The organism is Erythrobacter sp. SG61-1L, from assembly GCF_001305965.1.
GTDB lineage: Bacteria > Pseudomonadota > Alphaproteobacteria > Sphingomonadales > Sphingomonadaceae > Andeanibacterium.
Map to the genome: position 1 here is coordinate 639,997 of NZ_JXQC01000003.1, position 12,340 is coordinate 652,336.

At 63.1% G+C, this 12,340-nt stretch carries 13 protein-coding genes; 3 read left to right on the forward strand and 10 right to left on the reverse strand.

Annotation, left to right across the window (positions count from 1 at the left end; all coding sequences use genetic code 11):
* Position 1 precedes the first annotated feature (1 nt).
* From SZ64_RS03305 to SZ64_RS03325, 5 genes are all read right to left on the reverse strand, one after another.
* A complete protein-coding gene (locus SZ64_RS03305; RefSeq protein WP_054529527.1) occupies positions 2-673 on the reverse strand; it encodes an inner membrane-spanning protein YciB in 672 nt (223 codons plus the stop codon).
* On the reverse strand, positions 673-1,596 hold the full coding sequence (gene ftsY / locus SZ64_RS03310) for a signal recognition particle-docking protein FtsY (RefSeq protein ID WP_054529528.1): 924 nt from the start codon (positions 1,594-1,596) through the stop codon (positions 673-675). The genes SZ64_RS03305 and ftsY overlap by 1 nt, the downstream gene beginning before the upstream one ends.
* Entirely contained in the window at positions 1,593-2,777 is a 1,185-nt protein-coding gene (locus SZ64_RS03315; protein WP_054529529.1) for a MiaB/RimO family radical SAM methylthiotransferase, read from the reverse strand. The genes ftsY and SZ64_RS03315 overlap by 4 nt, the downstream gene beginning before the upstream one ends.
* Positions 2,774-3,583, reverse strand: a complete 810-nt coding sequence (gene dapF / locus SZ64_RS03320; RefSeq protein WP_054529530.1) for a diaminopimelate epimerase — start codon at positions 3,581-3,583, stop codon at positions 2,774-2,776. Before dapF ends, SZ64_RS03315 begins: the two co-directional genes overlap by 4 nt.
* An 81-nt stretch (positions 3,584-3,664) precedes the next feature.
* The gene (locus tag SZ64_RS03325; RefSeq protein WP_054529531.1) at positions 3,665-5,353 is read right to left on the reverse strand and encodes an EAL domain-containing protein; all 1,689 of its coding nucleotides are present in this window, start codon (positions 5,351-5,353) and stop codon (positions 3,665-3,667) included.
* Between the two features lie 162 nt (positions 5,354-5,515).
* Between SZ64_RS03325 and SZ64_RS03330 the strand changes: the two genes are divergently transcribed.
* Positions 5,516-5,926 carry an EVE domain-containing protein gene (locus SZ64_RS03330; protein WP_054529532.1) on the forward strand — a complete coding sequence of 137 codons (411 nt, stop codon included), beginning with the start codon at positions 5,516-5,518 and terminating at the stop codon, positions 5,924-5,926.
* A 13-nt stretch (positions 5,927-5,939) separates the two neighbouring features.
* On the opposite strand, the gene SZ64_RS03335 is transcribed toward SZ64_RS03330, so the two are convergent.
* Complete coding sequence (locus SZ64_RS03335; RefSeq protein WP_054529533.1) at positions 5,940-7,604, reverse strand: thiamine pyrophosphate-binding protein; 1,665 nt, start codon at positions 7,602-7,604, stop codon at positions 5,940-5,942.
* Between the two features lie 182 nt (positions 7,605-7,786).
* On the opposite strand from SZ64_RS03335, the gene SZ64_RS03340 reads away from it, so the two are divergent.
* Positions 7,787-7,981: a hypothetical protein gene (locus SZ64_RS03340; RefSeq protein ID WP_054529534.1), complete on the forward strand. Its 195-nt coding sequence runs from the start codon at positions 7,787-7,789 to the stop codon at positions 7,979-7,981.
* Between the two features lie 7 nt (positions 7,982-7,988).
* Here the strand turns inward: SZ64_RS03340 and SZ64_RS03345 are convergent, their stop codons facing one another.
* Complete coding sequence (locus SZ64_RS03345) at positions 7,989-9,299, reverse strand: MFS transporter (protein ID WP_054529535.1); 1,311 nt, start codon at positions 9,297-9,299, stop codon at positions 7,989-7,991.
* Positions 9,300-9,444: 145 nt separating this feature from the next.
* Here SZ64_RS03345 and pgsA point away from each other — a divergent pair, with 145 nt between their 5' ends.
* Positions 9,445-10,011, forward strand: a complete 567-nt coding sequence (pgsA, locus tag SZ64_RS03350; protein WP_054529536.1) for a CDP-diacylglycerol--glycerol-3-phosphate 3-phosphatidyltransferase — start codon at positions 9,445-9,447, stop codon at positions 10,009-10,011.
* Between the two features lie 20 nt (positions 10,012-10,031).
* Here pgsA and SZ64_RS03355 read toward each other — a convergent pair whose 3' ends face one another.
* From SZ64_RS03355 to SZ64_RS03365, 3 genes are all read right to left on the reverse strand, one after another.
* A complete protein-coding gene (locus SZ64_RS03355) occupies positions 10,032-10,547 on the reverse strand; it encodes a DUF2721 domain-containing protein (RefSeq protein WP_241772973.1) in 516 nt (171 codons plus the stop codon).
* Between the two features lie 62 nt (positions 10,548-10,609).
* The gene (locus tag SZ64_RS03360; RefSeq protein WP_054529537.1) at positions 10,610-11,389 is read right to left on the reverse strand and encodes an SRPBCC domain-containing protein; all 780 of its coding nucleotides are present in this window, start codon (positions 11,387-11,389) and stop codon (positions 10,610-10,612) included.
* A gap of 45 nt (positions 11,390-11,434) precedes the next feature.
* Positions 11,435-12,331, reverse strand: coding sequence for a hydrogen peroxide-inducible genes activator (locus SZ64_RS03365; RefSeq protein WP_054529538.1), 897 nt, complete (start codon positions 12,329-12,331; stop codon positions 11,435-11,437).
* Positions 12,332-12,340: the final 9 nt, after the last annotated feature.

A 12,340-nucleotide genomic window follows, 5' to 3' on the forward strand; every position in this document is an offset into this window, starting at 1 on the left:
CCTACTGCGGGGGGAGGGTGGTTTCCTCCTCCTCTACCGCTTCCATGGCCAGGCCGTGCTTCAGCAGCATCGGCAATTGGGCAAAAGTGAAGAGGAAGGAGATACCGGCAAAGACGGGCACCTTCACGGTGAGCCAGTCGCCGAAGCTGAGCGTCAAGCGCAGCACTTCGTTGAGGGCGGCGAGGAAGAAGAAGAAGATGCCCCAGTTGCGCGAGAGCTTGAGCCAGCCTTCATCGTTCAGCCCTTCGAAGGCAGCTTCCAGCAGCCATTGCAGCAGGGCCTTGCCCTTCCGCCAGCCGATCAGCAGCACAGCGCCGAAGAACAGGTAAAGCACGGTGGGCTTCACCTGCACGAAGAACGGGTCGCGCAGCAGGATGGTCAGCCCGCCGAAGCCCACGATCAGGATCGTGGAGAGCCACAGCATGCGCGAAACCTTGCCCAGCCTCCATTTGGAGATGATCAGGGCGATCACCGATGTGATGACGAATGCGATAGTAGAGTGCACCACGGCCAGGATCACGCCGATCCCGTCTTCCTTGTCGGCCGGCGCGTAATAGCGATAGGCGCCCAGGAATACGAGCAGTGGTGCGTAATCCACCAGCAGGCTGATCCAGCCCGAGCCGGCGCTCTTCTTCTTCGCGGGGGAGGGCGGGGGAGTTTCCGTTTCGGCCATCATGCAATTCCTGCAATCACACGGGCGACCAGTTCGGGATCGAACGGCCGCAGATCGTCGATTTTCTCGCCCACGCCAATCGCATGGATCGGCAGGCCGTATTGTTCGGCAGCGGCAACCAGCACGCCGCCGCGCGCGGTGCCATCCAGCTTGGTCATGATAAGGCCGGTCACGCCTGCTACTTCCTTGAATACGTCGATCTGGGCGAGGGCATTCTGCCCGTTCGTGGCATCGAGCACCAGCACCACGTCATGTGGTGCCTCGGGATTGAGGCGGCCGAGCACGCGGCGAATTTTCGCCAGCTCATCCATCAGCTCGCGCTTGTTCTGGAGGCGGCCCGCCGTATCGACGATCAGCGCGTCTATGCCCTGCTCTGTTGCGGCCTTTACGCCATCGAACACGATACTGGCGGGATCGCCGCCTTCGGGGCCGCGAATGATGGGAATGCCCAATCGGTCCGCCCACACGCCCAGCTGGCCGATGGCTGCAGCGCGGAACGTGTCACCCGCCGCCAGCATCACGCCGTAATCCTCTTCCTGGAATAGGTGCGCCAGCTTGGCGATGGTAGTGGTCTTGCCGCTGCCGTTCACACCGATCACCAGGATTACCTGCGGACGGGGGAAGGCAGTGATTTCCAGCGGCTTGGCTACCGGGCGCAGGATCGCGGCGATTTCCTCGGCCACGGCTTCCTTCAGTTCCTGCTCGGTAATGTTCAGGCCGAAGCGCTTTTCGGCCAGTTTGGCGCGGATGCGCGCGGCGGCGCTGGGGCCGAGATCCGAAAGGATCAGCGCATCTTCGACATCGTCCAGCGTCGCATCGTCGAGCTTTGCCGTGCCAACGGCTGCGGTGAGGTTCTCGCTCAGCTTCTCGGAGGTCTTGCGGAAGCCGCCGAACAGGCGCTCGGCCCAACTCTTCTCGCTCATTGCAGCAGCCCTTCCTCGAGCTTGGCGGGGGTGATGGTGACGATGGTGCCCGGTGCAGTGCCTTCCGGCAGGCTCACCCGGGCGAAGTGCGGGGCATAGCCCGTGCCGTCGCGTTCCGCGAGTACGCTATGCGCCTTACCCACCAGCGATTGCAGCCATTCTGCGCGGACCAGAGCAGCCTCCTCGCGCAATTGGGCGGCGCGTGCCTTCACCACTTGTGGATCGACCTGGGGCATGCGCGCGGCAGGAGTGTAGGGGCGCGGCGAATAGGGGAAGATATGCGCGTGGACGATATCCAGTTCGCGGATGATCGAACGGTTCGCTTCATGCATCGCGTCGTCCTCGGTGGGGAAGCCGGCTATGATGTCTGCCCCGATGGCGATGTCGGGGCGAAGCGCCTTCAGCCGGGTGACGAGCGAGACGGCATCGGCGCGGAGGTGGCGCCGCTTCATCCGCTTGAGGATCAGATCGTGCCCGTGCTGCAGCGAGAGGTGAAGGTGCGGCATTACTCGCGCTTCCCCGGCGAGCAGTTCGAACAGCTGCGGGTCTATCTCCACGCCATCCAGCGAGGAGAGGCGCAGGCGGCCAAGGCCGGGAAAGGCATCGAGGATTGCACCGATCAGCGAACCGAGCGGCGGAGCGCCGGGCAGATCGTGCCCCCATGAGGTGACGTCCACGCCGGTGATTACCACTTCGGCTGCGCCCTGATCGAGATGACGTTCCACCTCGCTCAACACCGCCGCCACGGGCAAAGATTGGCTGGGGCCGCGTCCCTGCGGAATGACGCAGAAGGTGCAGGCATGATCGCAGCCGTTTTGTACCGCCACAAAGGCGCGAGTGCGATTGACCGGCGCGAGTGTGGCCGGGCGCGCGACGTTCCATGCTCTTGCGTCCAGCTTGGCCGCGTTCGGCACCAGTCCGTCAACTTCGGGCATGGCGGCCAGCGCCTCGCGCTCAATGTCCGCCGCGCATCCGGTCACCAGCAGGCGGGCATCGGGATTGGCGCGGCGGGCGCGGCGGATGGCCTGACGGGTCTGGCGCACGGCTTCGGAAGTGACGGCGCAACTGTTCACCACCACAACATTGCGTTCTTCGGCCAGCAGCGCGCGGATCGTCTCGCTTTCCGAGATGTTGAGCCGGCAGCCCAGCGAAATGACTTCGGGTGCGCTGCCTGCGCTCATGCGAAATCCGCCGGGTCGAACGTGCCGCGGAAGCTCTCCGCAGCCGGCCCGGTCATGACGATGCGGTTGTCCGCGCCCCAAGCGATGGTGAGCGTCCCGCCGGGGAGGGTGACGGCCACTTCGCGGTCCACCAGCCCCTTCTTCATCGCGGCAACCGCCGTGGCGCAGGCACCGGTGCCACAGGCGCGGGTGAGGCCAGCGCCCCGTTCCCACACGCGCAGCAGGATGGCGCTACGGCTGACGATCTGGGCCACGTTGACGTTGACCCGTTCGGGGAAGATGGGATCGTGCTCGATCTGCGGGCCGAGCCGGTCAAGGTCCACAGCGTCGGCGTCTTCCACGAAGAAGATCGCATGCGGATTGCCGACGTTCACGGCCATGGGGTTTTCAAGATCTTCCCAAGCCACCGGCATGGAGGAGGTGTCCATGGCATAGGCGAGGGGGATTTCGTCCCAGCCGAAGCGGGGCGTGCCCATGTCCACTGAAATGCCGCCATCGGACGGACGTGCATCCAGAATGCCGCCTGCGGTCTCGATCGTCGCGGGTTCGCCATGCAGCAGGGCAACCGCGCGGGTCGCGTTGCCACAGGCGCCCACTTCGCTGCCGTCATTGTTGAAGATCCGCATGCGGAAGCTGGCCAGATCGGAGCGTTCCAGCAGGATCAGTTGATCGCAGCCGATGCCGGTCCGCCGGTCGGCAAGGGAACGGGCGAGATCGCTGGTAATGGGCATGAGCGGATCGCGCCGTGCGTCGAGCACCACGAAATCATTACCCAGCCCATGCATCTTGACGAAGGGAACACGCATTTCGCTGGCGCATCTAGGGCCTGAGCGGCCAAATCGCAATGGAAGACGCGGCTGGAGGACGAGGTGCCCGCGCAGTTGATCTCAGCCTGCGGCGCGCGATTCCGTTTCGGCCGTCTCCACTGCCCGCTGTCCGGCTTCGGCTTCGGAACGTTCGATCTCTTCCTGGACTTCCGGCGCGAGCATCCGCTTGAGCTTCAGGCGGGCGAAGGTCTTGGTGGCATCTTCCGGCCGGCCATAGAGATAACCCTGACCCTTGAGCTGGCCCATGGTGCGCAGCACTTTCAGCACCTCGTCATTCTCGATGCCCTCGGCCGTAATCGGCAGGTCGAATCCGCGACCGAGCGAGACGATGGCTTCAACGATCTTCGCATTGGCGCCTTCATGGGCAAGTTCGGTCACGAAGCTGCGGTCGATCTTCAGCCGGTCGAACGGCAGCGAGCGCAATTGGGCAAGGCTGGAATAGCCGGTGCCGAAATCGTCCAAGCTGATCTGCACACCCTGATTCTTCAGGCTGGTGACGACCGAGCGGACCACGCCGATATTCTCGTGCAAGCAGCTTTCGGTGATCTCGATGTCCAGCCGGTGCGGAGGGAAGCCGCTTTCCACCAGCATCCGCAGCAGTTTTTGCGAGAACCATGGATCGCGCAATTGCAGCGGCGAGATGTTGATCGACAGGGTGAGGCGCGGATCCCATTTCTTGGCGTCTTCCAGCGCCTGCTTGATCAGGTGTTCCGAAAGTTCGGCGATCACGCCGATATCTTCCGAAATGGGAATGAAGATTTCTGGGCTTACCAGACCGAATTGCGGCGAATTCCAGCGCGCGAGCATTTCGAAGCCCACCAGTTCGCCGGTCCCGAGATCGATCTGCTGTTCATAGAACGGCACGAATTCGCCCTTGGGAATGCCTGCGCGGATGCCGGTTTCCAGCTCGTTGCGGAAGCGTAGTTCGCTTTCCATGGTCGGCTCGAACCATGCATAGCCGTTCCGCCCGCGCTTTTTGGCGTGATACATCGCGATATCCGCATGATGCAGCAACGCCTGCGCGGTTTCCTCGGCCGTTTCGGGATCGGGATTCTCGATCGTACGGGCAATGCCGATGGAAAGGGAGGTTTCGATATCCTTGCTGCCGGTCTTGATCGGCGCCCGCACGGCGTCGATCAGCCCGGCGGCGAGCTGGTCCAGCTTGTCGGGCATGCGGCGTTCGTAAGGAACTACGCAGGCGAACTCGTCCCCGCCAAGGCGCGCGACCGTGCCACCTACCGGCATCATCGCGTCGATGCGGCGGGCCACTTCGGTCAGCGCGATGTCGCCGCCCTTATGTCCGTGGATGTCGTTGATCTGCTTGAAATTGTCGAGGTCGACCATCAGCACCGCGACGCCCTGGTTCGTCTCAGCCACTTCGGTCACCAGGCTCGCGGCGGCCGGAATGAAGCAGCGGCGGTTGAGCAGGCCGGTCAGCGCGTCTGTCTTGGCGAGCTGTTGCGCCTTCTCCTCGGCGCGGCGCCGTTCGCGTACTTCATTGGACAATTCGGCATAGCGACGCCAACCGAAGATGATCAGGGCAATATTCAGCAGCAGGGCGTTGGCCAGCACCGTATCGGGCTGCGAATTGCCGTCCATCCATGCGCGGATGATCTGCGGAAGGACGACCCCGCCCGTACCCACGAACAGAATCAGCGCGGCAGTGGCAATACCAAGCGCGACAATATCGCGTTCGGCACGGCCAAAGCGTGCGGTTTCGCGACCGTTGGTTTCGCTCGTGGTTTTCAAGCGTTGCGTTCCCTGTTTCCTGCGGCGACCGTATCGCAGAACACACTGAAATTTCGGTTAATGGGTTTGCTGCGCTGCAGCGAGGCTTGCATGGAAGGCACGATCTGGTCAGGCGGGGCACGGCGCGTTATGTGCGCCACGCTGCCTTGATGGAGGAATGCGATGGCCCGTTGGTGGCTGATGAAATCCGAGCCGGATGCCTATAGCTGGGACGATCTGGTGGCCGAGGGCGAAGGCACTTGGGACGGTGTGCGCAACCACCGCGCGGCGAATAATCTGCGCGCGATGAAGGTGGGCGATCAGGCCTTTTTCTACCATTCCAATATCGGTCTGGAGATCGTGGGTATCGTGACGATCAGCGGCGAAGGGCTGACCGATCCGACCGATCCGGATGGTAAATGGGCGGCCGTGAAAGTGAAGCCGCTGCGCAAGCTGGCAAAGCCTGTCACGCTCAAGCAGATCAAGGCCGATCCGCAGTTGGAAGGGATCGAACTGGTACGCCTGTCTCGTCTTTCCGTGGCCGAGCTGACGAAGGACGAGTTCGACTATATTGTGAAGCTGGGCGAGGGTTGACCTCGCCCGAAGCCTAGCGCGAACGCAGCGCGGTTACGGTCGTCCCTGCGGCGTTGAGTCGCTCTATGTCCGTTACCAGATGGAGCAGGCGCAGGCCTTTGCGAGTCATGGCGTCGGCCAAGGCCGGGGCAAATTCCTCCGTGGTCTCGACCCGCGCGGACCAGCCACCATAGGCGCGGGCGAGCGCGGCAAAGTCCGGGTTCACCAGTTCCGTGGCACTGATGCGACCCGGGAATTCGCGTTCCTGATGCATGCGAATGGTGCCGTAGGTCGAATTATCGACCACGATCACCAGCAGGTCCACGCCATATTGTGCGGCAGTCGCCAGTTCCTGCCCATTCATCAGGAAGTCCCCGTCCCCCGCCACGGCCAGCACCATGCGTTCCGGCATGCGCAGGCGAGCTGCGACGGCGGCAGGAACGCCATAACCCATCGCGCCGCATGTGGGGGCAAGCTGGGAAGGGAAGCCTTCATAGGGCCAGTAACGGTGCCACCAGCCGGAAAAATTGCCTGCCCCGTTGCAGATCGCCGTATCGGCGGGAAGCGCCTCGCGCAGGGTGGCAAGGCAGCGGGCAAGGTCCAGCGCAGTGCCGTCTGAACCCGGCGTGCTGAACGCTTCCCATTCGGCATGGGCTTCTGCCCCGGCATCGAACGGGATGATCTCGTCATCGCACCACATGGCGGCGGCTTCGGCGAATTCCGGCATATCGGCGCAAATGGCCAGATCGGTGCGATAGACGCGGCCCAGTTCTTCCGGGTCCGGATGAACATGGATCAGAATCTGGCCGGGGTGTTCGGGCGTAACGAGTTCATAGCCATCGGTCGTCGCCTCGCCCAGGCGCGCGCCGACCACCAGCACAAGGTCAGCAGCCTTGATCCGTTCGACCAGCTTCGGATTGGGGCCATAGCCAAGATTACCGGCATAGACCGATGAACTGGGCGGAACCGCGTCCTGCCTGCGGAAGGCCGTGGCGACAGGCAGGCCAATGCGCTCTGCAAAGCGGGTGAAATATTCGCGGGCCTTGCCGTTCCAGCCTGCACCGCCGACGATCGCGACCGGAGATGCGGCATCGGCAATCAGGCCCAGCATCACGCTCAGCGCGTCGCCGCAAGGCGGCTGGGCAGGGCGGGTGACTGCCGGGCGAGGGCTGGCGCCCGTCACCGTCATGCTCAACATATCTTCCGGCAGGGCGAGGACTACCGGGCCGGGGCGGCCCGCCATCGCCACGGAATAGGCACGGGCGATATATTCGGGGATGCGGGCAGGATCGTCGATCCGCGCGGCCCATTTGCAGATCGGGCCGAAGAAAGCGGCGAAGTCCACTTCCTGAAAACCCTCGCGGTCGCGCATGCCGGAATCGACATCGCCCACGAACAGGATCAGCGGCTGCGAATCCTGCATGGCGACGTGCACGCCGATACTGGCATTGGTGGCGCCGGGGCCGCGCGTGACGAAGCAGATGCCGGGCTTGCCGGTGATCGACCCATCGGCGCAGGCCATGAAGGCGGCGCCACCTTCCTGGCGGCAGGTAACGGTGTGAATGGTGCCGGTATCGTGCAGCGCATCCAGCACGGGCAGGAAACTCTCGCCGGGCACGGTGAAAATCCGGTCACAACCCTGCGCGGCAAGGCAATCGACAAGCAGGCGTGCGGCACTCAGCGAGATGGTTTCATTCATTACCGTCATCTAGCCAAGCTGCGGGCTTGCGGCAACGGGGGGAAATATCGGCAGGCGATTTTCGCGAGCTATAAAATGAAATTCGTCCCCGCTCAGGAGTGAACGGGCAGGGTTAATGTCCCGCCTTGCGACAGTGCATAAGGCAGACTTCCACATGGTTACTATCGAGTTAAGAAGGCCGCATGAGACGCAGCCTGGTGATGACCGACGATTCCGCCCGCCATCCCTTCTTGGCGAGCCTTCCGCCTCATGTGAGGCGCGGGACGCCTGCGCTGGCCATCAAGCATGAAAAGCCGCGCTGGTCGTTCGGGGACATGAAGGAATTCCTGATGGCTTATTGCGCCTGCTTCGCGGCGGTCACCATCTTCATCGCCTGACGGTCAGTCAGGCGCAGGCGGCTTTTTCCGCGCGGAACAGCAGCAGCGCCAGCCATGCCGAGACGAGGCACATTGCCGCGCTCAGCAGCAATTGCTCGGTCAGTGGAACCTTGATTGCGCTAAGCCCTGCGGCCAGCAGCGCGCCGCCCACCATGGCGCCCGAATTGACGATGTTGTTGGCAGCCACCGTGCGAGCGGCCTGACCGGGATCGACCTTGGTGGTGAGGAAGGCGTAGAGCGGCACCACGAACATGCCGCCCGCAATCGCGATCAGCAGCAACATGCCCAGCACAGCGAAGGCCAGCGGATGGGACAGGAACTCGGACACGCCCATCAGTTGCGTTCCAGTAGTGCTGGCCTGCCATGCGCGGCACACGAACCAGAAACCTGCCACGAAGATGCCCATCACGATCACCGATGCAGGGGCATAGCGGGCGGAAACCCGACCCTTGAGCAGGGCATTGATCGAAACGGAACCGGCAGCCACGCCGATGGAGAACATCACCAGGAACAGGCTGGCCACTTCCTTGGTCGCCAGCAGCACGTTCTTGGCCAGCGGTGGGAACTGGATGAACAGCACCGCCCCGATGGTCCAGAAGAAGCTGATCGCCATGATCGCCAGGAACACTTCGCGTTCGTGCATGGTGTTGCGGATGAGATCGATCGAGGACCGGATCACGTTTCTGTCGATCGGCTGCTTCTCGCCAACAGGTTCGGCGGAGGGCACTTGGCGGCTGGTGAAATAGCCGACAATTGCCGTGAAGACCACGACCGCCGCTGCCCACTCGACCGGAATCCAGCCTGCCAGAATCGTACCGAACAGGATCGCGATATATGTGCCCGCCTCGACGAGGCCGGTGCCGGCCAGCACTTCATGCTTTTCGAGGTGTTGTGGCAGGATCGCGTATTTGATCGGGCCGAAGAAGGTCGAATGGATGCCCATCGCGAACAGGGCAGCCAGCATAAGCGGGATCGCCAGCGTGTGGGTCATGAAACCATGCCATGCCAGTACAAGCCCGGCCGCGCCGCACAGCATGATGAAGATTTCCGCCATCTTCACCGCGCGGATGATCCGCGCCTTGTCGCGCATATCGGCAAGCTGGCCGGAAAGCGCTGACAGGAGGAAGAAGGGCAGGATGAACAGGCCCGAGGCGATCGCGCTGAACTGCGCTTCGGCCGCTTCGGAATTATAGACGCTGTAAACGACAAACAGCACCATGGCGTTCTTGAACAGATTGTCGTTGAACGCGTTCAGGAGCTGAGTGACGAAAAGCGGCAGAAAGCGCCTTTGCCTCAGCAGATGCGTTGTCGTGGTCATTCAGCCCCGGCGAGCAGCCTCTCGTTGCAACGGACCTCTAGCGGCATAGGCAGGGGGGACAAGGGGCAATCGGCATTTTCGCACAAGACGGGCCTGCTCGCGCCTCTGGCACAACGGCATCGCAGGCCCTAAAGGGGCATACGTCATGCTCACTCTGCCCAACATCCTGACCCTGTCGCGCATCGTGGCGCTACCCCTGCTGGCGTTCCTTCTGTGGTGGCCGGGATGGGCGACGGGCTATGGCCTTGCCTTCGTTCTCTACTGCCTGATGGGCATCACGGACTATTTCGACGGCTATCTCGCCCGTTCCAGCGGCACGGTCTCCAAGCTGGGCATCTTCCTCGATCCCATCGCGGACAAGATCATGGTGGCGGTGGTCATCCTCGTGCTTACCGCTCAGGGTGGGCTGCGGGGGCAGGTTCTGGGCGATTTTCACGTGATCGCCGGGCTGATCATCCTCGTGCGCGAGATTGCGGTTTCTGGCCTGCGTGAGTTTCTGGGCGGGCTGCAGGTCTCCGTCCCGGTCTCCAAGCTCGCCAAGTGGAAGACGACCTTCCAGCTCGTGGCGCTTGGCGCGCTGATCCTTGCGGGAGCGCTGCCCGGCCAGCCTTGGATTCACCTCGTTGGTCTTGCCAGCCTGTGGGGCGCGGCGATCCTGACGGTAATTACCGGCTGGGATTATCTGCGCGTTGGCATCAAGCACATGGACTGAGCGGCTGGCGCTCGTCGCGCTCAGCCCTCGCGTTCGTTTTCCCGGCTCTCGATCTTGCGCGAGATGCGGCGCGTGTCGTCGAGGGAGCGGGTGGCGAGACGCGTTTCCAGCAGGAAGGACAGCAGCCCGCCGAACACCATCGCCATGGCCGCGATCCAGCAGAGCGCTACATAGGTGCCCATCGGCGGCTTCACGAAGGCGCTGACGAACATCAGCGTGACCACCAGACAGATCAGCAGCGCGGCGGCAGTGCAGAAATTGATCGAGATATGCGAGAATTTGCGCCGCTTGCGCAGCACGGGAAGCTGGCCGATCTCCTCGTCGGGAATACCGTCTTCCTCGCGCTGTTCCAGCATGTGGACCCGCTCGACGATCCAGGTCAGCCGCTGGTTCATCACGTTGAGATAGGCGCCGATGGCGGCGAGCAGGAAGGCCGGGGTAAGCGAAAGCTGCACCATTTCCTGCACGCGCGCGGTGCTGGATGTGCGGGCGAGCAATTCGCCGGCAAGGGTGGCAGAGGTCAGATAGAGTTCCACGCCCGCTACCTAGCCCTGCGCCCTGCCGCGTTCAACTGAACCCGGCAGGGCTGACTGACGGATCAGGACGCCGGGGCGTATTCCGGCTGCAATTCGAACGCCGCGCCGGTTTCCACCAGCGTCTTGAGGCGGGAAAGGGTTTCCGGCCAGCCGCCGGTTACCTGCCGGCTGGTGGCTGTGTCGCCGCCGAAATCGTCATGCGTCAGCACCAGTTTGCATGCCTCGCCGGCCAGCTGGACGATCTCCCAGGTCACGCGCGAAGGCTTGTCCGCCGCCACTTCGGGCGACCAGCTGGCGTGGAAGGTCATCACGAGGCGGGAAGGGGGAACCAGTTCCAGGATTTCCCCTGCGATCACCACCCGGTCTGCCATGAGGAATTCGATGGACCCACCCACGCGCCATTGGGTGCGCGAAGCCATGTTGAAGTGCTGGTAGAGCGGGGTCTTCTCGTCGTCGGTCAGGATGTCCCAGACGGATTGGGCCGTGGCGCGGATGTAGATTTCATAGACGTGGGTAGGGCCGTTCATGTCCTTGTCCTTTGTTTCCGCCTGTCGCTTGAGCGCGGTCATCGTGTCCAGAAAGGGCTCGGCATAACGCGAGATCCATCGCTTCCCGACCTGACGGATGGGGACGGGATTGAGGTAATGCAGCTTTTCGCGCCCCACCTTTCGGGTGGTGACCAGCCCGGCTTCTTCCAGAATTCTGAGATGTTTCATCACCGCGAAGCGGGTGACCGGCAGCAGCCGCTCAAGCTCGCCCAGCGTCTGGCCGTCACGTTCGAACAGGCTGTCCAGCAAGGTGCGCCTGCTGGGATGGGCCAAAGCGTCGAACACGGCGTCCATGCATCGCTTGATATGTGACCTTATGGTCACCTGTCAAGCGAGTGGCTAACCGGCGCGCAGTTCCTCGGCCAGCAGGCGGAATTCGTCGGAACGGGGGGAATTGCGGCGCCACACCAGCGCGATCTCGCGGCTGGCATTGACCGACTTGAGCGGCCGGGCGACTACGTGAGTGCCGTGCAGGATGCTGGCCTGAATGGCCATTTCGGGCACGATAGTGATGCCAAGGCCGTTATCGACCATCTGCACCAGCGTATGGAGCGATGTGCCGATCATGGTCGCGCTGGCGCGCAGTTCCGGGCGGTTACAGGCCGCCAGCGCATGTTCCTTCAGGCAGTGCCCGTCTTCCAGCAGTAGCAGGCGTCCTTCGTCGATCAGCGAAGGCGGCACTTCCGCCGGGGGATCGCGCGGATCGTTTTCCGGGAAGGCTGCATAGAGCCGGTCCTGCCCGAGCGATTCGATTTCTACTTCACCGGTGGCGAATGGCAGGGCGAGCAGCACACAGTCGGCCCGGCCATGGTGGAGCGATTCGATGGCTGCGCCGCTCGGCTCCTCGCGCAGGAACAGCTTCAGCTGCGGGCGTTCCTTGCGCAGGCGCGGCAGGATGCGCGGCAGCAGGAAGGGGGCGATGGTGGGGATCACGCTCATGCGCAATTCGCCGGCCAGCGGCTTTCCGGCGGACTGGACCAGATCGGCCAGTTCCTCGGCCTCGCGCAGCAGGCGGTGCGCCTTTTCGACTACCGCATTGCCCAGCGGAGTGAAGCGCACCACGCGGCGGCTGCGTTCCACCAGCGTTACGCCGAGCAGTGATTCCAGTTCGCGAATGCCTGCCGAAAGAGTGGACTGGGAAACGAAACAACTATCCGCCGCGCGCCCGAAATGGGCATGTTCATGCAGCGCGACCAGATATTGCAGCTGCTTGATGGTGGGCAGATAGGTGCTCATCCTAGTCCT